This window comes from Amycolatopsis sp. lyj-108 (assembly GCF_046549005.1).
GTDB lineage: Bacteria > Actinomycetota > Actinomycetes > Mycobacteriales > Pseudonocardiaceae > Amycolatopsis.
The window spans coordinates 76,162-100,636 of the sequence record NZ_JAJPWQ010000003.1 but is presented as its reverse complement, the minus strand read 5'-3'; the positions used below and the strand labels follow the sequence as shown (position 1 = coordinate 100,636).

Below are 24,475 nucleotides of genomic sequence, written 5' to 3'. Positions count from 1 at the left end.
CAAGATCAGTAGGCCATTCGAACCAAATCGACGGAATTCGTATTCCTCCGCGCGGCCGGTCGTCTTAACCTTGCGTAATTCTTCACCTGAATGTTCACTGGGGAGCAAGATGAAGTCCACGCCGTTGTTGTCGCGCGCCCGAAAAACCTCGGAGCGACTGCTCGACGCCCGATGACACCAGCCGGCTGTGTCAGCCGATTCGACGTGCACGCCCGGCAAACGCCCGACCGGATCGCGGTCTTCGAGCACGGCACCGGGCTCACCTACGCCCGGCTCGCCGGGCTCGCGGGCGGCCGAGCGCTGCGGTTGCGTGACGCCGGTGTCCGGCCGGGGGAGCGGGTCGGACTGGTCACCGGGCACGGCAGCGCTGCGATCGCGGCGATCTTCGGCGCCCTCGCCGCGGGCTGCACCTACGTCCCGCTGGACCCGACCTTCCCCCGAGAGCGTCTCGAGTACCAGCTCGCGGCCGCGCGGGTGACCGCCGTGCTCGCGGATCCGGAGTACCTTGAGCTGGCGGAGTCCTTGTGCCGCACCGGGTCCGCGCGGCTCGTGCGTTCGGGCACGGAGATCGCGCCGCTCCCGGTGCCCGAGTTCGATCCGGACAGTCCGGCGTACGTGCTGTTCACGTCCGGGTCCACCGGCCGCCCGAAGGCCGTCGCGCAGACCCACCGCAACCTCCTGCACGTCGTCGACAACCAGATCGCCGCGCTCGGCATCACCGCGGCCGACCGGCTCAGCCTGCTCGCGTCGTTCGGCTTCGACGCGGCGATCCCGGACCTGTACCCGGCACTGCTCACCGGCGCCGCGCTCGTGCCGGTCGACTTGCGCGCGCACGGCATCTTCCACGCCGCGCGCGAGCTGGCCAGGCACGAGGTGACCGTCTACCACTCGACGCCCACGGTCTACCGGCATCTGCTCGACGTCCTCGGCGAGACCGGCCTCCCGTCCGTGCGGACCGTGCTGCTCGGCGGCGAGCAGGCGACCCACGCCGACGTCCGCCGCGGCCGGTTCGCCCCGGAGTGCGTGTTCGTCAACGGCTACGGCGCCACCGAGGTGACGTTCGCCGCGCACTACCGGACGACCGCCGCCGAGCTGAGCCCGGACGCTGACGGGCCGCTGCCGATCGGGCGCGCGCTGCCAGGTTTCACGCTCACCGTGCTGGACAGCGGAGAACTCGAAGTGCGCGGGCGGCACCTCGTCGACGGCTACCTCGACCAGCCGAGTCCGGCGTTCGGGGTGACGGCCGACGGCGGACGTCGTTACCGGACCGGCGACCTCGGCCGGCCGCTCCCGGACGGGAACCTCGTCTGCCTCGGACGGCTCGACCGGCAGGTCAAGGTCCGCGGCTTCCGGGTGGAGCTGACCGAGATCGAGGCCAGGCTCGCCGAACAAACCGGCGTGGCCGAAGCCCGCGCGATCGTGCGCGACGGCGACCTGCTCGCGTATGTGACCGCGGCCGGCCCGCGTCCGGACGGCCGGGTGCTGCGGGCCGCGTTGGCGGACGTCCTGCCCGGCTACTCGGTCCCCGCGGCCGTCGCGGTGCTGGGCGGCTTTCCGTTGACCGTCACCGGAAAACTCGACGAACTGGCGCTTCCGGACCCGCGGGCGGCCGCGACCGTCCCAGCCGAGCGGCTGACCCCGGCCGAGGAACGCGTGCACCGGATCTGGTGCGCGGTGCTGGGCCGTGACCGGGTCGGGCGCACCGAGGCGTTCTTCGACGCCGGCGGCGACTCGCTGCGGCTCGGCCGGGTGCAGGCGCGGCTGGCCGACGAGTTCGAAGTCGACGTCCCGCTGCTCGCCCTGTTCGAGCGCACGACGATCGCCGGACAGGCCGCCTGGCTCACGGAGTCCACTTCGGACAGTCGGCCGCCTGTCGCCGCGGAGGAGCAGGCCGGGGATCTCATCGCCGTCGTCGGGCTGGCCTGCCGGTTCCCCGGCGCGCCGGACGCCGCCTCGTTCTGGTGGAACCTCTGCGCGGGCGTCGACTCGATCCACGACTACGCCGACGACGAGCTGGCGGCGCTGGGCATCGGGCCGGGCCTGCGTGCCGACCCGGCGTACGTGCGGGCGGGCGGCCGGATCGAAGGTGTCGAGGAGTTCGACGCCGGGTTCTTCGGATTCACCGCAGACGAGGCCGCGCGGACCGACCCGCAGCACCGGCTGTTCCTCGAAACGGCCTGGCAGGCACTCGAGGACGCGGGACGCGACCCCGCCGCCGAGACCGGTCCGGTCGGGGTGTTCACGGCCGCCTCGGTGAACCGCTACTTCCTGTTCCACCTGTTCGGCAACCCGGCGGTGACCGGCGACGTCGACCCGGACGACTGGGAGGGGCGGCTGACCGGCCGCCAGCTCACCGACCACCTGCCCGGCCAGGTCGCCTATCGGCTCGGGCTGACCGGGCCGGCGGTGGCCGTGCAGAGCGCGTGCTCCAGCTCGCTCGCGGCGGTGGCGCTGGCCGCGCAGAGCCTCGCGGACTACCGGTGCGACGTCGCGCTGGCCGGCGGGGCGAGCGTGACGTGGCCGCGGTACCGCACTGGCGGGCTCGCCTCCCCGGACGGCCGGTGCCGCGCGTTCGACGTCGCCGCGGCGGGCGCCGGGTTCAGCTCCGGCGCAGGGGTGGTCGTACTGCGGCGGCTGGCGGACGCCCTCGCCGATCGCGACCACGTCTATGCCGTACTACCCGGCTGGGCGATCACGAACGACGGCCCGGACCGCGCGGGCTACGCCGTGCCGGGGACGGCCGGGCAGGCGGCCGCGGTGGCCGAGGCGCTGGCCGTCGCGGAGGTCGCCCCGGACGAGGTCGCGCTGCTCGAAGCCCACGGCAGCGGCACCCCGCTCGGCGACGCGATCGAGGTGGCCGCGCTCAACCGCGTCTACGGCGACACGCCGCCGGAAACGTGTGCGCTGGGCTCGGTGAAGACGAACATCGGTCACCTCGACGCGGCGGCGGGTATCGCCGGGCTGATCAAGGCCGTGTTGTCCGTGCGGCACGGCGTCATCCCGCCGAACCTGCACTTCACCGCCCCTCACCCGGAGGTCGACCTGGCGGGCGGCCCCTGGTACGTCCCGGCGAAGGCCACCGACTGGCCCGCCCGCGAGCGGCGGGTGGCCGGGGTCAGCTCGTTCGGCATGGGCGGCACGAACGTGCACGTGATCGTGGAGGAGGCCCCTGCCGACCCACCACGGCAGGCGGCCAGCGGTCCGTTCGTACTGCCGGTGTCCGCGCGCGACGCGAAGGCGTTGCGCGAGGCGGTGTCCCGGCTGCGCGACCGGCTCGCCACGGACGCTCCGGACCTCGGGGACACGGCGTACACGCTTTCGATCCGGCGGGCGTTCGCGTGCCGGGCCGCCGTGGTGGCGGACTCGGTCGCGTCGGCGGTCGCGGCGCTCGATGCGTTGCTGGCGAACGGAACCGACGTCGAAGGCCCGGCCGGGGCGGAGCGGGACCTGGCTGCCCACTGGGCCGCGGGCGGCGAGATCGAAGGGGGAGCGGACGGCGATCCCGGCCGCGTCCCGTTACCGGGCTATCCGTTCCAACGGGAGCGGCACTGGATCGACCCACTGCCTCACCACACAACCGACCAGGAGACCCCTCGGTGACCGACACCTTGCCCGTCGTGGGTGGCCACGGCCCGCCACTGTCCTATCCGGACACCACGCTCACCGGGCTGATCCTCGCCCAGGCCGCGCGCACCCCGCATGCCGTCGCCGTCCGGCAGGGTGACGCCCGGCTCACCTACCGCGAACTGGTCGCGTCGGCGACCGGCGTCGCCCGGCTGCTGCGGGCACGGGGTGCCGGACCCGGCACCCGCGTCGGCGTCTGCGCCGACCGGCGGCCGGAGCTGATCTCGACCGTCGTGGGCGTGCTGCTGTCCGGGGCCGCCTACGTGCCGCTCGAACCCGGCGGCCCGAAGGCGCGGCTGGCCGAAATCGCCGCGGACGCCGGGATCTCCCTTGTCGTCGGCGACCACGCGAAAGCCGAGTTCGGTGCCACGGAAGGCATCGAAGCTCTCGACGTGCCCCCGCCCGCCGATGGGCCCGTCGAGTGCCCCGCCGGGCCGGACGACCTCGTCCACCTCCTCTACACCTCCGGCTCCACCGGACGGCCCAAGGGCGTGCTGACCAGTCACCGCAACGTGGTCGCGTTCGTCACCGGGTTCGCCGCCGCCCTCGGGATCCGGCCCGGCGCCCGGTCGCTCGGCATCTCCTCACTCGGCTTCGACGCCTTCACCATGGACGTGTTCGTCCCGCTGGCGCATGGCGGATCGGTCCAGCTCACCAGTGCCGCCGACCGCGCCGACCCCGAACGGCTGCGGCGGTTCCTCGTCGAGCACGACGTCGAGTGGGGCTTCGTCACGCCGACGCTGCTGTCCATGGTGGACCCCGCGGCCGTTCCAGGCTGGCGCGTCATCGCCTGCGGTGGCGAGCCGGTGCCCGCGGACCTCGCCGCGCGCTGGCTGCCGGGCCGACGGTTCTTCAACGCCTACGGCCCGACCGAGACCACCGTCGTGGTCGTCACCGACGAGGTCACCGGCCTCCCCGCCGACCCGCTGCCGCTCGGCCGCCCGACGCCGAACCACCGGGCGTACGTCGTGGACGCCGAGCTGCGGCCGGTCGCGCCCGGCGAGATCGGCGAGCTGCTCATCGGCGGCCCTGGCCTCGCGCTCGGCTACCTCGGCAGCCCGGAGTTGACCGCCGCGAAGTTCATCGACGACCCGATGACGCCGGGGGAACGGCTCTACCGCACCGGCGACCTGGTCCGCGAGCTGCCCGACGGCCGTCTCGAGTTCGCCGGCCGCGCCGACCGGCAGGTGAAGGTCCGCGGCCAGCGGATCGAGCTGGGCGAGGTGGAGGCCGCGCTCACGACTCATCCGGACGTCGACGCCGCCGCCGTGGTGGCCGTCCCTGGGCAGGCGGGTACCCGGCTGGTGGCCTTCCTCGCACCGGCGTCCGCACCGTCCGATGTGGACGAACTGGGCCGGGACCTGCTCACCGCGGCGATGCGCCCGGCCGTCGTCCGGGTGCTCGACCGGCTGCCGGTCAACCCGGTCACCGGCAAGATCGACCGGCCCGCGCTGCGCGACCTGGCCGAAGCGGCGCTGGCAGGACAACGGGAGGATCTCGGCCCGCTCGGCACCCCGGCCGAACGCGCGGTCGCGGCCATCTGGCGGCGAGTGCTCGGCGACGGCGCAGGGCCGGATTTCCTTGCCGCGGGCGGGAATTCGATCGCCGCGATGCGTCTGGTCGCGGCGCTGCGGGCGGAGCTGGCCGCGGACGTCGCCACGGAGGACGTCCTCGCCGGCGGCACTCTCGACGGGCTCACCCGGCGGGTCGCGGTAGCGCCGCCGCTGACCGGGCCAGGGCTGACCACCGGGCACGCGCCCGCGCTGTCCCCGCCGCAGCGGCGGCTGTGGTTCCTCGACCAGCTCGCCCCGGACGCCGCGCCGTACAACATCGCGATGGCGTTCCGGCTGACCGGCGCGCTGGACGTCGACGCGCTGCGCCACGCCCTGCGCGCGGTCGCCGAGCGGCACGACGTGCTCCGCTGGCGGATCCGGGCCGTCGACGGCACGCCGCTGGCGGATCTCCTGCCAGTGTCGGACGTTCCGCTGCCGGTGGCGCCGGTGACCGAGGACGGTCTGCGGGCCCGGCTGGCCGCCGACGCCGCGACGCCGGTGCACCTCGACCGCGAGGCTCCCTGGCGCGTGCGGCTCTACCGGCTCGGCGAGACGGAGCACGTGCTCGGCTTCACGCTGCATCACGCGGTGTTCGACGGCTGGTCGCAGGACCTCCTGTGCGCCGACCTGTCGGCGGCCTACCGGGGCGAGCCGCTGCCGCCGCCGGTGGCGTCCTATGCGGACTACGCGGCCTGGCGGGCCGGACGCGACGAACGCCGGGAGGCCGTGGACGTCGCTTGGTGGACCGGCCATCTCGCCGGTGCACTGGCCACAGTGGACATTCCACGGGACCGGCCGCGTCCGGCCGTGCAGACCTACCGGGGCGCGAGCCTGCGTCAGTCCTTTCCGGACGGTGCGGCCGACTCGGTCCGGGCGCTGGCCGCCCGCACCGGCACGACACGCGCCGGGGTGCTGCTCGCCGTGTTCGGCCAGCTGCTGCGGCGGCTCACCGGCGCGACCGACCACCTGGTCGCCACGGTCGTCGCGGACCGGCAGCTCGCCGAATGTCAGGAGGTCGCGGGGTTCTTCGTGGACATCGTGCCGGTGCGGTTGCGGGCGGACGACGCCGCGGACTTCGCGACGCACGTCCGCGACGGCGGCGCGGAACTCCTGGCCGCGACCGCGCATCCGGCGGCGCCGGTCGAGCGGCTCGTCGAGGCGCTCGGCGTGCCCCGCGATCCCGCGCACGCCCCGCTCGTGCAGGTGATGTTCAACGTCCTGAACTTCACCGAGCCGCGGCTGGACCTGCCCGGCATGCGGTCGGCGTGGCTGCCGGTCGACAAGCCGGGGTCGCCGTTCGACCTCACGGTGTACGTCCACGACGACGGCGTCGAACTGCTGTACAACCCGGACCTGTTCGACCACGCCCGGATGGCCGCGCTCGCCGAGGACTACGTCGCGCTGCTCGGCGCGCTGGCCGCGGCGCCGGACGCGCCGGTCGGGACGAGCGGGCCGGAGCTGCCGCGGGCGGGCGTCCGCACCGCCGCGCCCGCCGCGATGACCCGTGCTCGGGCACGGCCGCCGTCGGTGGCCGCGGATCCGGCGGCGCTCGCCGTGACCGAGGCCGTGATCGCCCGTGCCTGGTGTGATGTCCTCGGCGTCGCCGAAGTCGGGCACAGCGACAACTTCTTCGACGTGGGCGGGAATTCACTCGCCCTGGCACGGGTGCACGCCCAGGTCACCGCCCGGCTCTCCCGCCGGATCCCGTTGGTCGACCTGTTCAGCCACCCCACCGTCCGCGCCCTCGCCGCGCACCTGCACTCCGGCGGCGCCGCCGGCCCGGAGCTGGCCCGCGCCGCCGAGCGCGTCGCAGCCCGCCGAGGCCGCACCCAGACCAGAAGACCCCGTCGCACCGCCGGCCCGGCCGGCCCCTGATAGGAGCACCACCGTGACCCACCTTCCCGAAATCGGCACCGGCGATCCCGGAGCCGAACCGATCGCGATCGTCGGACTCGACATTCGCGTTCCCGGCGCGCGTGACGCGCGGCAGTTCTGGCGCAACCTCGTCGACGGCGTCGAATCGATCGTGCCCGCCACCCGCGAGGAGATGATCGCCCGCGGCGCCGAACCGGCCACTGTGGACGATCCGAGCTGGGTGAACGCCACCGCCGTGGTCGACGGCTTCGACGAGTTCGACGCCGAGCTGTTCGGCATGACCAGCCGCGAGGCCGAGATCACCGACCCGCAGCACCGGCTGTTCCTCCAGTCGTGCCACGCCGCGCTGACCGACGCGGGCTACGACCCGGCCCGCTTCAGTGGCGCGATCGGCGTCTACGGCGGGTCCGGGGGCACCGGCTACCTGACGGAGAACCTGCTGCGCAACGAGCGGATCATGGCCTCGCAGCACGGCGGCATCGGCATCTCGACCGGCAACCAGCCGAGTTACCTGACGACGTCGGTGTCGTACAAGCTCAACCTGCGCGGGCCGAGCCTCGCGGTGTTCACCGCCTGCTCGACGTCCTTGGTCGCGGTGCACCTCGCCTGCGAGGCGCTGCGCAACGGCGAGTGCGACATGGCGCTGGCGGGCGGGGTCAACCTGGAGATGCCGCACGGCATCGGCTACATGGGCGTCGACGGCTTCACCTCGCCGGACGGCCACGTGCGCGCGTTCGACGCCGACGCCAACGGCACGGTCTGGAGCAGCGGCGCCGGGGTCGTGCTGGTGAAGCGGCTGTCGCAGGCGATCGAGGACGGCGACCACATCCGGGGTGTCGTGCTGGGCAACGCGATCAACAACGACGGCGCCACCAAGGTCGGCTTCTCCGCGCCCAGCGTGTCCGGGCAGACGGAGGCGGTCGCGCAGGCCGTCGGCATGGCCGGTGTCGACCCGCGCACCATCGGCTACGTCGAGGCGCACGGCACCGGCACCGCGCTGGGCGACCCGATGGAGATCACCGCACTGTCCACTGTGTACGGAAACGGGGCCGCGGACACCGGCTGGTGCGCGATCGGCTCGGTGAAGTCCAACATCGGCCACCTGTCGCAGGCGGCGGGCGTGGTCTCGTTGATCAAGGCCGTGCTCGTCATGGAACACGGGCTGATCCCGCCGACCATCAACTACCACGAGCCCAACCCGGGTATCGACTTCCCGGCGAGCCCGTTCTACCCGGCGCGCGAGGTGACGAAGTGGGAGGCGGGCCCGGCACCGCGGCGGGCGGGCGTCAGCTCGTTCGGCGTCGGCGGCACCAACGCGCACGTCGTGCTGGAGGAGGCGCCGGTCCTCGAGCGGTCCCGGACACCGCACCCGGCGCATCTGCTGCGGGTGTCGGCCAACACCGCGGAAGCGCTCTCGGCCGCGGTCGACCGGCTGGCCGAACGGCTGGCCGGGGACGTCGACCTCGACCTCGCCGACGTGGCCCACACCCTGGCCGCCGGGCGCACCGAGTACCCGCACCGCGCGGTCGTCGTCGCCCGTGACCCGGAGGACGCGGTCGACGGGCTGCGGGACCCCCGGCGCCTCGTGTCCGCACAGGCCGGGGAGACGAACGTGGCGTTCTTGTTCCCTGGCCAGGGTTCCCAGTACGCCGGGATGGGCGCGGAGCTGTACGAGGCCGAGCCGGTGTTCGCCGCGGCCGTCGACGAGTGCCTGCGGCTGCTCGAATCCGAGCTGCCGGAGCTGCGCGACCTGATCTTCCGGCCCGGTGGCGAACAGGCACTGCGGGAAACCCGCGTGACCCAGCCCGCGCTGTTCGTCGTCGAGTACGCGTTGGCGAAACTATGGCAAAGCTGGGGCGTGCGGCCCGCGGCGATGATCGGTCACTCGGTCGGCGAGTACGTCGCCGCCACCGTCGCCGGGGTCTTCACTCTGCCGGACGCGCTGAGCCTCGTCGCCACGCGCGGCCGCTTGATGCAGTCGATGCCCGCCGGGGCGATGCTGGCCGTCCAGCTCGACGAGGAGAGCGTCGCCACGCGGCTGCCGGGCACCCTCGCGGTCGCCGGGGTGAACGGGCCCGGCACGTGCGTCGTGGCCGGGCCGTCGGACGCGGTCGCGGATTTCGCGGCGACGCTCAAGGCCAGCGGCGTGCAGTGCCGCGAACTGGTGACCTCGCACGCGTTCCACTCGCCGATGATGGATCCGGTCCTCGCCGACTTCACCGAGGCCGTCGCCGCCGTCACTCGCACGGCGCCGGCGCTGCCGTTCCTGTCGAACGTCACCGGCGACTGGATCACCGACGCCCAAGCCACTGATCCCGCCTACTGGGCTTCTCACCTCCGTCAGGCCGTCCGGTTCGGCGACTGCGTCAAGAATCTGTTCGCCCGCGGCGGCCGCTGGGCGCTCGTCGAATGCGGCCCGGGACATCAGCTGTCCGGACTGGCCCGCGGCCAGGTGCCGAAGGGCATGCCCGCGCCGCAGCCGAGCCTGCCGGGCCGTACCGAGCGGATCGGCGACGTCGAAACCCTGTACGGCGCGGCCGGTCTCTTGTGGACGAACGGGGCTTCTCTCCAGCCGCGGACGTTCGGCCACCGGGTACCGCTGCCCGGCTACCCGTACGCGCGCAAGCGGTACTGGGTCGATCCGGATCCGATCACGGCCGCCCAGCCCGCGCGGCGGACCGGTCCGCTGCCCCTGTCCGAGTGGTTCGCGGTCCCGGCGTGGCGGCAGGCGGAACCGGACCTGAGACGCGAGGCCTTCGCGAACGCGCTCGTCTTCGCCGCCGACGACGTCCTGCCCGGCCTGCTGCGCGACGCGGGGGTGACGGTCACCGAGGTGCGCCCCGGTGACGGGTTCGCCGCGACGGAGAACGGGTTCACCGTCCGGCCCGGGGTGCGCGAGGACTACGACGCGCTCGTGGCCGCGCTGCCTACCCGCCCCGAACGGGTCGTGCACGCCTGGACGCTGGCCGGGGAAGAGCGCGGCATGGCCGCACAGGACCACGGGTTCTTCAGCCTGCTCAACCTCGTTCAGGCGTGGGGCGAGCCGGTGCGGATCGACGTGGTGAGCACCGGAACCGCCGACGTCACCGGGACCGACCTGACCCGCCCGGAGCACGCGACCCTCGCCGGAATCGCCCGGGTGGTGCCGCTGGAGGTCGCGGGCACGGTGGTGCGCCGGATCGACGTCATCGACGTCATGGACGCCGTCGCCGAGCTGTTCCGCCCGGCCGACGCGGCTGCCGAGGTCGCGCTGCGTTCCGGCCGTCGCTGGGTGCTGGACTACACCCAGCTCGAACTGCCCGCGAGCACCGAACCGGTGCTGCGGGACCGCGGCCGGTACCTGATCACGGGCGGGACCGGCGGCATCGGCATCACGCTCGCCGAGGACCTCGCCCGCCGGGTGCGGGCGAAGCTCGTGCTCCTCTCCCGCGCCGGGCTGCCGCCGCGGGCGGAGTGGGACGCGCACCTCGCCGCGCACGGCGGCACCGACCGCGCCGGGCGCACGATGCTCGCCGTGCGGCGGATGGAGGCCGCGGGCGCGGTGGTCCACGTCGCCGCCGCCGACGTCACCGACGCGGCGCGCCTGCGCGAGGTCCGTGAGCTGGCCGAGCGCGAGTTCGGCGGCCTCGACGGGATCGTGCACGCCGCCGGACTGCCCGGCGGCGGCGTCGCCGAGGTGAAGGAGCGGGCAGCGGCCGAGGCCGTGCTGGCCCCGAAGATCGCCGGGACGCTGGCTCTGGCCGAGGCGTTCGCCGACCTGCCGATGGACTTCGTCGCGCTGTGCTCGTCGATCACCGCGGTGGCGGGCGGCATCGGACAGGTCGATTACTGCGCCGCCAACAACTTCCTCGACGCCTACGCGCGGGGAAACCACGGCTGGCGCGCGCGGCTCGTCTCGCATGCCTGGGGTGGCTGGGACGAGGTCGGCATGGCGGCGGAGGTGGCCGCGCCGACCACGATTCGCACCGCCCGGTCGCGGGCACTCGGCCCGATCGAGCACCCCGTGCTCACCACGCGCACCGAGGACGGCGCGCACGGGCTCGTCTCGGCGGCCACGCACTGGCTGCTCGACGAGCACCGGATCGCCGGGGTGCCGGTGGTACCGGGCACGGGACACCTGGAGACCGTTCGCGCGGCGGTGGCCGCGGCGCTGCCGAAGCCCGGTGACGGGCACGTCGTCGAGCTGCGGGATGTCGCGTTCCTGGAGCCGTTCGGCGTCCCGGACGGCGCCACCGCGGAGTACCGCGTGGAGTTCGACGGCGACGACTTCACCGTGACCAGCCACGTCGCCGGCGCGAGCCGGACCCACGTGCGCGGATCCGCCGGATGGATCGCGGCCGAAGCGACGTCCACTGTGGACATCGAGGCGATCACCGGGCGGACCGAGCCGATCGACGACGGGAACGGCTTCGGCACCGGCCGCACCAGCATGGTCACCTTCGGCCCGCGCTGGGCGGCACTGCGCGAACACCGCATCGGCGCACAGGAGGAGCTGGCCACGATCACGGCTCCCGACGCGGCGGCGGGTGACGTCGGCGCGTGGGGGCTGCACCCGGCACTGCTGGACGTCGCGACCGCGTTCGGTCGTGGCCGGGGGAGTGGCACCTACCTGCCGATGAGCTACGGCCGGATCGTCGTGCACGACGCGCTCCCGGCGAGTTTCCGCAGCCACCTGCGCTACCGCGACTCCGGCGGCGACCAGGTGGTGGCGGCCGACCTTTCGCTGTGCGACGACACCGGCCGCGTGCTCGTCACGATCGAGGACTTCGTGCTGCGCCAGGTGGATCAGGACGCCGTCGGTGGCGGCCTGACTTCTCAGCCCGCCGTGTCCACTATGGACAAGACGTCGACCGGGATCCGGCCGGTGGACGGCGCCGAGGCGTTCGTCCGGGCGCTGGCCCCCGGTCTCGGCGGGCAGGTGGTGATCACCACCCTGCCGGTGCGGGAGCTGATCGAGCACCAGGTCAGCGTCGAGGAGCTGGACGAACCCGACGAAGCATCGGTGAAGGTGTCGGAGGACGACTACGTCGCCCCGCGCACCGACCTGGAGGCCGAGATCGCCCGCCAGTGGACCGAGCTGCTCGGCGTGGAGAAGATCGGCATCCACGACGACTTCTTCGCCCTCGGCGGCAACTCGCTGGTCGCCATCCAGCTCATCGCCCAGGTGCGCAAGGCCACCGGCACGCGGCTGGCGATGAAGACGCTGTTCGAAGCGTCCACAGTGGCCACTCTGGTCGAGCGGATCGAGGAGCTGCGCGCCGACAAGGCCGAGGCGCCGGCCGAATCCGCCAGGACCACCATCCCGAAGCTCGAGCGGTGACCCGGTCCGGAAACCGCATGTCGCGAAAGCCACCTTCGCGACATCTGGCGTCCCGAAAGTGGCTTTCGCGACATGCTCGCCACTGGCAGCCGAGACCCGACCGGTCTTGAGTCCGCCAACAGACACTCAGAACAGGAAATCATGAGCGACACGAAGGAATGGACGTTCCCGGCCTCGTTCGGGCAGGAGCGGATCTGGCTGTCCGGCCAGCTCGACCCGGCGTCCCCGGTGTACAACCTGCACTGCCAGGCCCGGCTGGGCCGCCCGCTGACCGCGGCGCAGTGGCGTACCGCGCTCGGCGTCATCGTCGGGCGGCACGAGGCACTGCGCACTTCGTTCCGCATGGACGGCGGCGCGCTCGTGCAGGTGGTGCACGCCGAGGTGCCGATCGAGCCCGAGGTGCACGACCTGCGGGACCTGCCCGCCGACGCCCGCGGTGACCGGCTCGCCGAACTCGTCGGTGATGTTTCGCGCGAGGCCATCCCGCTCGACTCGCCGCCGCCGTGGCGGGCCCAGGTGTGCCGTACGGCCGACGACGAGTGGGTGCTCACGTTCGTCGTGCACCACACCGTGTTCGACGCCGCCTCGGTGCTGGTGCTGGGGTCCGAGCTCGGCGAGGCGTGCGACGCAGTGTTCGAGGGCCGCGAGCCGAAGCTGCCCGAGTTGTCCATCCAGTATCCGGACTACTCGGCCTGGCAGCGCGGGCAGCTCGAAACCTCCAGTGAACAGCTGGACTACTGGCGGACACAACTCGCCGGGCTGCCGCCGGTGCACGGCCTGCCCACCGACCGGCCGCGGCCGTCGGAGCTGACGTTCGCCGGTGACCAGGTGCACTTCGCCCTCCCGGACGGACTGATCGACCGGGTCGGCGAGCTGGGCCGGGAGCTCTCGGCGTCGCCGTTCATGGTGCTGCTGGCCGGTTACGCGGCACTCCTGTCGCGACTGTCCAGAGTGGACGACGTCGTCGTCGGTGTCCCGGTCGCCGGCCGCGACCTGCCCGAGCTCGCCGACCTGATCGGCATGTTCGTCAACCAGATGGCCGTGCGGGTCGACTGCTCGGGCGCACCCGCGTTCACCGAGCTGGTCGGCCGGGTCCGGACCACGCTGCTGGAGGCGATCGACCACAGCCAGGTGCCGTTCCAGGCGGTCGCCGAGGCGGCCGTGGCCGAGCGCGATCCCGGTGTGCAGCCGGTGTATCAGCTCGGGTTCAACTTCCTGCCCGATTCGGGGCTGGAGCCGGTCCGCTCGGCCACCGCGAAGGACGACATCGCGATCGACCTGACCGCCGTCGACGGCAGGCTCGTCTACCGCACCGACCTGTTCGACCGCGAGACCGCCGAAGCGGTGGCCGAGCGGTACCTGCGGCTGCTGACCGCGGCGCTGGCCGATCCGGCTCGGTCCGTCGCGGACCTGCCGCTGCTGTCGGACGCCGAGCGTGAGCTGGTCCTGACCGGGTGGAACCCGGCGCCCGTAATGTCCACTTCGGACACTGTGCACGCCCGGTTCGAGGACCAGGCACGGCGGACTCCGGACGCTCCTGCCGTCGACTTCGGCGGAGTTCGCCTGACGTACGCGGAGTTGAACGCGCGAGCCAACCGCGTCGCACACCGGCTGCGCGAGCTGGGTGCCGGTCCCGGCACCGTCGTCGGCGTGTGCGTGCCGAACTCGGCGGACCTGCTGACCGGCGTGCTCGGGGTGTTGAAGAGCGGCGCGGCCTACGTCCCGCTCGACCCGGACAACCCGGCCCCTCGGCAGGCGCTGATCCTCGCCGACGCGGGTGTCCCGTTCGCGCTGGTCACGGGGGAGTCCACTTTGGACACCAAGACGCTGGCGCTGGACGACCCGGCCGAGTGGTCGGCCGCGGCTACCGAGGATCCGGAACCGGCGGCAGGGCCGGGCGACGTCGCCTATGTGATCTACACGTCCGGCTCGACCGGGAGGCCCAAGGGCGTCGAGGTCGAGCACCGGGCGGTCGACACGTACCTGGCCTGGGCGCGTGAGGCGTACCCCGGCCTGGCCGGACGGGCGTTGCTGCACACGTCGGCGTCGTTCGACCTCACCGTGACGACGCTGCTCGGGACCCTCACCGCCGGGGGAGCGGTGGTCGACGGCGGCCGCCCGACGTTCGTCAAGGCAACCCCGACGCACCTCGCCGTCCTCGCCGAGGAGCTGTTCCCGACGGGTGAGCTGGTGCTCGGTGGGGAAGCACTGACCGCCGAGGCCGTTCAGCCGTGGCGGGAGCGGCACCCCGGCACGCTCGTCGTCAACGAGTACGGCCCGACCGAGGCCACGGTCGGCTGCGTCGTGCACCGGACCGAACCCGGGGACGAGCTGCCGTCCGGACCGGTCCGGATCGGCCGCCCGGTGCCCGGCACCCGCGTGTACGTCCTCGACGAGCGGCGGCAGCCGGTGCCGCCGGGCGTCCCGGGCGGGCTGTACGTCGCCGGGTCGCAGCTTGCCCGCGGCTACCTCGGGTTGCCGGATCTGACCGCCGAAAAGTTCACCGAAGGTCCGTACGGCCGGATGTACGCCACCGGCGACCTCGCCCGCTGGCGCCGCGACGGCACGCTCGACTACCTCGGCCGCGTCGACGAGCAGGTGAAGCTGCGCGGCTACCGCATCGAGCCCGGCGAGGTCGAAGCGGCGCTGCGCGAGCTGCCGGAGGTGCGGGACGCGGCCGTGGCGGTCCGCGGCGACACGCTCGTCGGCTATGTCGTCGGCAGCGCCGAGGGGGCGGCCGACGCCCTGCGGAAGACGTTGCCGGACTACCTGGTGCCGACCCGGTTCGTGACGCTCGACGCGCTGCCGATGGCGGCCAGCGGCAAGCTCGACCGGGCCGCGCTGCCGGATCCCGAACCCGGCGAGGCGCCGGCGTACGTCGCACCCCGGACCGCGGCCGAAGAACTCGTGGCCGACGTGCTCGGCGAGCTGCTCGGCATCGACGACCTCGGCGCGCACGACGACTTCTTCGCCCGCGGTGGCAACTCACTGCTGGCGATCCGCGCTATGTCCCGGATCCGTAAACAGGTCGAAGTCGACATCCCGGTGCGGGGGCTGTTCTCCCTCACCACCGTCGCCGGGCTCGCCGCCGAGATCGAGCGGCGGCTCGCCGAAGACCTCGACCAGCTCAGCGACGAAGAGGTCCAGCGTCAGCTGGCCGAAGGCGAGCTCTCATGACCGCGATCGACGAAACCAGTAGCGCGGCCGCACGCCGAGCCCTGCTCGAACAGCGGCTGCGACGGCGCACGGAACGGGCCGCGACCATCACGCCGCGCCCCGCCGACGCCGTCGTCCCGCTGTCCTATCAGCAGGAACGCGTCTGGTTCATGGAGCAGTTCGCGCCGGGCACCGGGTCGTACCACATCCCGGTGCCGATCCGGCTGACCGGCAGGCTCGACGTCACGGCGCTCCAGTCCGCTTTGGACACCCTGCCCACGCGGCATGAGGCGCTGCGGATGCGTTTCCCGGCGGGGGAAGACGGTCAGCCGACCGTCCACATCGAACCATCGGTCACTGTAGGACTGTCCATTGTGGACGCCGGAAGCGAGAAAGCGGCCCGTGCCGCGGTCGACGCCGCCGCGGCCGAGACGTTCGACCTGGCCACGGGCCCGCTGCTGCGGGCGACCCTGGCCAGGGTGTCCGACGAGGAGCACCTGCTGGTTCTGTGCACGCACCACATCGTGGGCGACGGCTGGTCGGTCGACCTGCTGCTGCGTGACCTCGCCGCGCAGTACCACGCCCTGAGCACCGGCGGCACGGCCGAGCTGCCCGCGCTGAGCATCGGGTACGGCGACTTCGCGCATTGGCAGCGCCGCACGCTCACCGGTGGTGAACTCGACCGGCAGCTGGAGCACTGGAAGGCGCAGCTCACCGGGGTCGAGCCACTGGAGCTGCCCACCGACCGGCCCCGGCCCGCCAAGCAGAGCTTCGACGGCGCGATCCACGAGTTCTTCGTCGAGCGTGAGCTCGCCGGCGCCCTCGGCGAGCTGAGCCGCGGGCACGGCGTCACGCTCTTCATGACCCTGCTTGCCGCCTACCAGGTGCTGCTGGCACGGTACTCGGGCCAGGAGGATTTCGCGATCGGCTCGTCGTCGGCCGGGCGAGGCCTGCCCGAGCTGGAGGGCGTGGCGGGCATGTTCATCAACATGCTGCCCCTGCGTGCCCAGCTCGCGGACGACCCGTCGTTCGCCGAGCTGCTCGAACGCACCCGGCGGCACGTGCTGGACGCGTTCGACCACGCCGACGTCCCGTTCGAGCGGCTGGTGAACGCGCTCGGCGTGCCCCGTGACGTCAGCCGTTCGCCGGTGTTCCAGGCGATGTTCGTGCTGCAGAACTACGAAATGGGCCGGATGGGCGCGGCCGGACAGTCCGATGTGGACTTCCGCTGGCTGCCGATGGACCTGCCCGCGACCCGGTTCGACTTCGAGTTCCACGCGATCGAGGTCGAACGCGGGCTGATCGGCAAGTTCGTGCACAACACCGCGTTGTTCACCGCGGACACGGTCGCCGGGATGGCCGGGCGGCTGGTCACGCTGCTGCGCTCGATCGTCGCCGACCCGGACCGGAGACTGTCCGAATTGGACATCCTCGACGCCGGGCAGCGGGAACTCGTCCTGGAACACTGGAACGCCACGACGGCCGAGTTCCCGCAGACCACGCTGCACGCGCTCGTCGAGGAGCAGGCCGCCCGGACGCCGGACGCGCCCGCGGTGACCTTCCGCGGCGCGTCGCTGACCTACCGCGAGCTGGACGATCGGGCCAACCGGCTCGCGCACCGGCTTCGTGGCCTCGGCGTCGGACCGGGTGTGCTCACCGGTGTGTTCGCGGAGCGGTCGTTCGAGCTGGTCGTCGCGCTCCTCGGCGTGCTGAAAGCCGGTGGCGCGTACGTCCCGCTCGACCCGGAGTACCCGGCCGACCGGCTGGCGTTCATGCTGCGGGACGCGGCCGCACCCGTCGTGGTGACGCAGGCGGCGTTGCGCGAAACGCTGCCGCCGGGTGACGCGACTGTTGTTGTCGTAGACGACCCCGCCGGCCTCCCCGAGACGGCAGGCCCACCCGAGCCGCTAGCCGGACCGGACGACCCGGCGTACGTCATCTACACCTCGGGCTCGACCGGCCAGCCGAAAGGGGTGCCCAACGGTCACCGCGGCATCGTCAACCGGCTCGACTGGATGCAGCGCGCGTACCGCCTCGACGGCACCGATTCGGTGCTGCAGAAGACCCCGGCCGGCTTCGACGTGTCGGTCTGGGAGTTCTTCTGGCCGCTGATCACCGGCGCGCGGCTCGTGCTCGCCGAACCCGGTGGCCACAAGGACGCCGCGTACCTGCGTGAGCTGCTCGCGTCCGAAGGCATCACCACCGCGCACTTCGTGCCGTCGATGCTCACGCTTTTCCTTGCCGAGCAAGGTGTCGAGACCTGCACGGCGCTGCGGCGGGTCGTGTGCAGCGGCGAGGAACTGCCGCTCGACGCCGCCCGCGAGTTCGTCCGGCGGCTGCCGGACTGCGAGCTGCACAACCTCTACGGCCCGACCGAAGCCGCCATCGACGTCACCTCGTGGCACTGCACGCCCGCCGCGCTCGCCGAGGTCGCGTCGGTGCCGATCGGGGCGCCGATCCAGAACATCCGGATCTACGTGCTCGATCCCGCCGGGCGGCCCTGCCCGGTCGGCGTGCCCGGCGAACTGCACATCGCCGGTGTCGGCCTCGCCCTCGGGTACCACGACCGCCCGGAGCTGACGGCTGAGCGGTTCGTGCCCGATCCGTTCCACAGTGGACGGATGTACCGCACCGGCGACCTCGCGCACTGGCGCCCGGACGGGACGATCGCGTTCCTCGGCCGGATCGATCACCAGGTCAAGTTGCGCGGCCTCCGCATCGAGCTGGGGGAGATCGAGACGACCCTGCGTGCCCAGCCGGGTGTGCGTGACGCCGCCGTGATCGTCCGCGAGGACACGCCGGGGGACAAGCGGCTGGTCGGGTACGTCGTCGGCGACGCCGAGCCCGGCGCGCTGCGGACGGCGCTCAAGCAGAGCCTCCCGGACTACATGGTCCCGCCGTCGTTCGTCGCGCTCGACGAGCTTCCGCTCACCCCGAACGGCAAGCTCGACCGCAAGGCGCTGCCCGCTCCGGTCGCGTCCCGTGACGCGACCAAGGAGCTGGTCGCGCCGTCGAACCCGGTCGAGGTCCTGCTGGCCGAAATCTGGCGGGACGTGCTCAAGGTGGACGAACTGGGCGTCGACGACGACTTCTTCGACCTCGGCGGCCACTCGATGCTGGCCACCCAGGTGGTGGCGCGGATCGGCAAGGCGGGCGCCGGCCAGGTCGGCGTCATGGATCTGTTCCAGCACCGGACGATCCGCGAGCTGGCGTCCTTCATGGACGGTGACGCCACCGACAGGCCGCGGCATCTGCTGTACGAGCTGACCAAGCCGACCAAGCAACGGACGCTGACTTACGTCTGTTTCCCTTACGGCGGCGGCAGCGCGATCGTCTACCAGCCGTTGGCAGACGCGCTCCCGGAGGGCTACTCGCTCTACTCGGTCGCCATCCCCGGCCACGATGTCGGACTGTCCGAAGAGGCCGTGCCCTTCGACGACCTCGTCGAGCGGCTGGCCGACGAGATCCTCGACCGCGTCGACGGCCCGCTGGCCATCTACGGCCACTGCGGTGTCGGCAACGCACTCGCCGTCGCCGTCGCCCGGCTGCTCGAAGAACGCGGCCGGGAGCTGGAAGTCGTCTACATCGGCGCGATCTTCCCGTTCGCCCGCATGAAGGGGCCGGTGGGCACGCTGCGCACCCGGCTCGAGAAGCTGCGCAGCAACCGGTACTACTCGAACTGGCTCAAGGGCATGGGCGTCGACACCGACGACCTCGACCCGGCGCAGGCCGACCGGATCATCACGAACATGCGCGCCGACAGCCGCGCCGCCGAGGAGTACTTCAGCGGCCTGCTCGACGCCCGCGTGGCCAAGTTGCGCGCGCCGATCGTGTCGGTGGTCGGCTCCGAGGACCCGGTCACCGACTACTACGCCGAGCGGTACCGGGAATGGGAGTTCCTCACCGACACCACCGCGCTCGTGGTGCTCGACCGGGCGGGGCACTTCTTCCTGCGCTACCGGGCCGACGAACTCGCGGAGATCGTCACGCGCGTGCATCCGGCGCTGGACGATCCCGGCGAGCTCGACGTCCGGGCCCGCGGCGAAGACGCGGCCTGGGCGGTGCACGAGACCCATCGGGCGGAAGTGGACGAAAAACCCGCGGTGCGGCCGAGTATGGCCCGGTTCGTCACGATCACGATCGGGCAGCTGGTGTCCTCGACCGGCTCGGCGCTGACGTCGTTCGCGGTGCCGATCTGGCTCTACACCCGCACGGGTTCGGTCGCCGACCTCGGCCTGCTGTGGGCGCTCGCGCTGCTGTTCGGCGTGCTCGTCCTGCCGGTGGCCGGCGCACTGGTCGACCGCGGCGACCGGCGGCGGATCATGATCGCGGCCAGCAGCGCCGCCGGCGGGATCCAGCTGATATTGGCGTTGCTGCTGATCACCGGGCACGTCCAGCTGTGGTTGTTCTACGTGCTGATCCCGCTCGGGTCGGTGGCCGCTTCGTTCCAGCGCATCGCCTATCAGTCGTCCGTGGCGCAGCTGGTGCCGAAGCAGTACCTCGGGCACGCGATGGGTCTCGCGCAGCTGTCCACCGGTTTCGCCCAGCTGCTGATGCCGGTGCTCGCGGCCGGGCTGCTGGCGACGATCCAGCTGTCCGGCATCCTCATCCTGGACATGGCGAGCTACGCGTTCGCGATCGTGGGCCTGCTGCTGGTGCGGTTCCCGGACATGATGGGCTGGCGCCCGCGTGAACCGCTGCTGACGGCGATCGCCGGCGGACTTCGGTACTCGTGGAACCACCGCGGCTTCCGCACGATGCTGCTGTACTTCGCGCTGGCGAACGTCTTCCTCGCACCCGCGCTGGTGCTGGTCTCGCCGCTCGTGCTGTCGTTCGGCTCGGTCACCGACGTCGCACAGGTGGCGCTCGCCGAGGCCGTCGGCGCGGTGGCGGGCGGGATCGGGATGGCACTGTGGGGTGGCCCGCGGCACCGGCGGATGGTCGGCGTGCTCGTGGGCAACATCGGCATCGCGCTCGGCAGCCTGGTGATGGGCCTACGGCCGTCGCTGATCGTCGTCGCGGCCGGGGTGTTCCTCCTGGCCGCCGCGATGTCCGTGTCGCAGGGCATCTACGCGACGCTGGTGCAGGTCAAGGTGCCACAGCGGTTCCACGGCCGGGTGTTCGCGATCAACCAGACGATCACCTGGTCGACGCTGCCGATCGGGTTCGCCGTGCTGGCACCGCTGGCCGTCGGCTGGTTCTCGCCGCTGCTGGCGCCCGGCGGCGCGCTGACCGGGTCGGTCGGCGCCGTGCTCGGCACAGGGGAGACGCGGGGCATCGGGCTCGCCTATGTCGTCTTCGCGCTGCTCCTGTTGCTGATCAACGTGGGCGGGTTCTCGATGCGGCGGCTGCGTCGCTTCGACACCGAGGTGCCCGATTCGCTGCCCGACGATCTGGTGGGGGCGCAGGAACGGGAGCGCAAGCTCGCGGGGAAGGAAGCCGCATGAGTACGGCAGTGCTGATCAGGGAGGCCCGCGGGCACTGGGTCGGCGAGGTCGCGCCTGCGATGCGGGCGGCCGGACACCGTGTGGTGCTGCTGGCACCGCCGATGGACGAGGCCGAGCGGGCCGCGCTGGACGACGTGGTGGACGATGTCTTCGCTCTCGAAGACGTCCACGATCCGGAAGCCGTCTCGGCGAAGGTCCGCGAAGTCGACGGTGGTGCGTTGGCCGGTATCTTCACCGGCTCGGACGGCGCCATCGCGAGCACTGCCCGCGTGGCGGAGCTGCTCGGGGTGGCACGCTGCCCGGCGTCGGTGTTCGCCTTGTGCGCGAACAAGTTCGCCGTCCGCGAGGCCCTCGCCGCGGCCGGGTTACCCGGACCCGCTCACGCCCTGATCTCGTCGGCCGCCGAGGCGGCGCCGGTCGCTTCGGCGGTCGGGCTCCCGGCGATCGTCAAACCGGTCAACGGTGCGGGCAGCAACCTCGTCCGCACTGTGTCCACTGTGGACGAACTGGCGGCCGCTTACGAGCTGCTGGCCGCGCGCCTGCCCGAGTCCGCGGATCCGCGTTATCACCGTCCACTGGGGACACTCGACCCTTCGACGATGTTCCTTGTCGAAGGATTGCTGTCCGGCCCGGAGTACGCGGTGGACGTGCTGATCCGCGACGGGGTGGCCGAGCCGGTCGAAATCCTCGACAAGCCGCTGATCGACGAGCGGAAGTTCGAGCTGGCGCTGTCGTGCCCGCCCGCCGGGCTCACCGCAGACCGGGCCGAGCTGGTCACCGCGGCGGCCGTCGCCGCCGTCCGCGCGCTGGGTCTCGACAACACGTGCGCCCACGTCGAGCTGATCGACGACGCCGACCGCGGTCCGACGATCGTCGAGGTCAACGCGGGCAGGCCTGCCGGGTCGATCATGCCGCTGCTGGCGAAGCTGCGCACCGGCATCGACGTGTTCGCCGAGCTCGCGGCGCTCGCGGTGGGCGCTCCGCCGCCGGTGCGGGAACCCGCGAAACTGCCGATCCCGCTGGGCATGCTGATCCTCTACGCGACCGGTTCGGGCCGGTTGACCGGTATCGGAGGACTCGACGAGATCGCCGAGCTGCCCGAGGTGATCGACGTCGTCACCACCGTCTCGCCGGGGCAGGTGCTCACCGACGAACAGGAGATCTACGCGGTCAACCTCGTCGTTGCCGGGTTCGCCGATCACGACGACCTCGCCGCCCTGCACGCGGAGGCGAGCAAGCTCGTCCGGCTGGAACTGGAGGACGTGTGAACACCGCGTTCGTGGTCCGGGAAACCGCCGGGCAGTGGATCGCCGACGTCGTGGCCGCCGTGCGCGCGGCCGGGCTGGGGGCCGAGCTGGTGACCCAGCCCCTGGAACCGGCCGAGCAGGCACAGCTGACGGAACTGGTGGACGGCTTCGTTTTCGTCGACGACGTCCGTGACGCAGAAGCGGTGGCCGAGTCGATCCGGGCGCGGACCGCGCGTCCGGCCGGGTTGGTGACCGCCGCCGAGGGGATCATCGCCAGCGTCGCCCGCGCGGCCGAGCTGCTCGGCGTCGCGCACTGCCCGGCGTCGGTGTTCACCATGACGCACAACAAGTTCGCGGTCCGGCAGGTGCTGGCCGCGGCCGGGTTGCCGGGTCCGCGCTGTGCGCTGATCTCGTCGGCTGCCGAGGCGGCGTCGGTGGCTTCCGCAGTCGGGCTCCCGGCGATCATCAAGCCGGTGAACGGCGCCGCGAGCAACCTCGTGCGCACGGTGTCCACAGTGGACGAACTGGCGGCGGCGTACCGGCTGTTGGCCGAGCGGTTGCCGCTGTCGGAGGACGCCCGGTACCACCGGCTCGTCGGTGGCGGACCGTCGCCGATCGACCCGGTGAAGGTGTTCCTCGTGGAAGGGCTGCTGCGCGGCCCGGAGTACGCGGTCGACGTCCTCGTGCGCGACGGTGTCGCGGAACCGGTGGCCGTGGTGGAGAAGCCGCTGATCGACGAGCGCAAATTCGAGCTGGGCATGGTCTGCCCGCCGCTCGAACTGTCCGAAGAGGACACCGAACGGCTGTTCGCGGCCGTGACGGCCGCCGCGCTCGCACTGGGCCTGGACAACACCTGCGCGCATCTGGAACTGATCGACGACGCCGAGCTGGGCGCGACGATCGTCGAGGTGAACGCGGGCCGCCCGGCAGGCGGCGCCCAGCCGGTGCTGCTCAAGCTCGCGACCGGCATCGACGTCATCGCCGAGGCCGTGTCGCTGGCACTGGGCACGCCACCGCCCACGCGCGGTGTGGGCCTGCCGGTGCCGGTGGGCTACCTGATCTTCTACGCCGAGGGCACCGGGCGGCTGGTCCGCGTCGAGGGCACCGACGAGGTCGCCGACCTGCCCGAGGTCCTGGAGGTCGTCACGATCGTGCGTCCCGGCCAGCTGCTCACCGACGACCAGGAGATCTACGCGGTGAACGTGCTCGCCGCGGGGTTCGCCGACACCGAAGACCTCGCCGCGCTGCACGCCGAGGCCGCCAAACTGATCCGATTCGAACTGGAGGGCTCATGACCGAACTCGCGGCGAACCTCGACAGCGCCCATTACGTCGAGGGCAACGAACACACGAAGCTCACGGTGTACGCGGCCACGGGCCTGGACTGGGTGCGCGCACACCGCGAAGCGCTGCAAGACCGGCTGCGCGAGCACGGCGCGATCCTGCTGCGCGGGATGCCCGCCGATCTGGCGGTGTTCAACCAGGTCACCGAGGAGATCGGCGGCTCGCTGCTGACCTACACGGAACGGTCGACGCCGCGATCGGCGGTCTCGGGCAACATCTACACCTCGACGGAGTACCCGGCGGCCGAGTCGATCCCGATGCACAACGAGAACTCGTACTCGGCGCACTGGCCCGCCCGCCTGTTCTTCCTGTGCGACACGGCGGCCGAAACCGGTGGCGCGACACCGATCGCCGACAGCCGCGCGATGTACCGCCTGCTGCCGGCGGACCTGCGCGAGCGGTTCGCGGGCGGCGTCACCTACGCACGGGCGTTCCGTGAAGGCCTCGGGCTGACCTGGCAGGAGGCGTTCCAGACCGACGACCGCCAGGCGGTGGAGGACTACTGCACCGGCAACGGGCAGACGTACGAGTGGACCGACGAGGGCCTGCGCACGCGGCACGTGCGTCCGTCCTTTGTGGAGGAACCGCATACCGGCGCGACGGTGTGGTTCAACCAGGCCAACCTGTTCCACGTCTCGAGCCTGGGGGAGGAGGTCAGCGAGGCGCTGCTGGAGCTGTACCCCGAAGAGGACCTGCCCCGCCACGCGTTCTTCGCCGACGGCTCGCCGATCCCGCAGGCGGACCTGGCCACGATCAAGGCAACCTACGACGAGGTCAGCTACGCGTTCCCGTGGCAGCCGGGCGACATCATGGTGATCAACAACATGCTGATGGCGCACGGGCGCGAACCGTTCACGGGGAAGCGGCGGACCCTGGTCGCGATGACCTGACCCGGCTGTCTGGATTTTCG

Annotated in this window: 8 protein-coding genes; all 8 read left to right on the top strand. The window is 72.3% G+C overall.

All coding sequences use genetic code 11. From position 1 onward, the window contains the following. The first annotated feature begins 171 nt into the window (after window positions 1–171). Window positions 172–3,600: an AMP-binding protein gene (locus tag ACLJO0_RS12030; protein WP_410578354.1), complete on the top strand. Its 3,429-nt coding sequence runs from the start codon at window positions 172–174 to the stop codon at window positions 3,598–3,600. Then, window positions 3,597–7,052 (top strand): amino acid adenylation domain-containing protein, encoded by a 3,456-nt coding sequence (locus ACLJO0_RS12025; protein ID WP_410578353.1) that lies wholly within the window; start codon window positions 3,597–3,599, stop codon window positions 7,050–7,052. Before ACLJO0_RS12030 ends, ACLJO0_RS12025 begins: the two co-directional genes overlap by 4 nt. Window positions 7,053–7,065: 13 nt before the next feature. Next, window positions 7,066–12,372: an SDR family NAD(P)-dependent oxidoreductase gene (locus tag ACLJO0_RS12020; RefSeq protein ID WP_410578351.1), complete on the top strand. Its 5,307-nt coding sequence runs from the start codon at window positions 7,066–7,068 to the stop codon at window positions 12,370–12,372. A gap of 141 nt (window positions 12,373–12,513) precedes the next feature. Then, window positions 12,514–15,549 (top strand): non-ribosomal peptide synthetase, encoded by a 3,036-nt coding sequence (locus tag ACLJO0_RS12015; protein ID WP_410578350.1) that lies wholly within the window; start codon window positions 12,514–12,516, stop codon window positions 15,547–15,549. Then, window positions 15,546–20,975 carry an amino acid adenylation domain-containing protein gene (locus ACLJO0_RS12010; protein ID WP_410578348.1) on the top strand — a complete coding sequence of 1,810 codons (5,430 nt, stop codon included), beginning with the start codon at window positions 15,546–15,548 and terminating at the stop codon, window positions 20,973–20,975. Before ACLJO0_RS12015 ends, ACLJO0_RS12010 begins: the two co-directional genes overlap by 4 nt. Further along, on the top strand, window positions 20,972–22,243 hold the full coding sequence (locus tag ACLJO0_RS12005) for an ATP-grasp domain-containing protein (protein ID WP_410578346.1): 1,272 nt from the start codon (window positions 20,972–20,974) through the stop codon (window positions 22,241–22,243). Before ACLJO0_RS12010 ends, ACLJO0_RS12005 begins: the two co-directional genes overlap by 4 nt. Next, window positions 22,240–23,517 (top strand): ATP-grasp domain-containing protein, encoded by a 1,278-nt coding sequence (locus tag ACLJO0_RS12000; protein ID WP_410578344.1) that lies wholly within the window; start codon window positions 22,240–22,242, stop codon window positions 23,515–23,517. The genes ACLJO0_RS12005 and ACLJO0_RS12000 overlap by 4 nt, the downstream gene beginning before the upstream one ends. Next, window positions 23,514–24,455: a TauD/TfdA family dioxygenase gene (locus ACLJO0_RS11995; protein ID WP_410578343.1), complete on the top strand. Its 942-nt coding sequence runs from the start codon at window positions 23,514–23,516 to the stop codon at window positions 24,453–24,455. The genes ACLJO0_RS12000 and ACLJO0_RS11995 overlap by 4 nt, the downstream gene beginning before the upstream one ends. Window positions 24,456–24,475 lie beyond the last annotated feature (20 nt).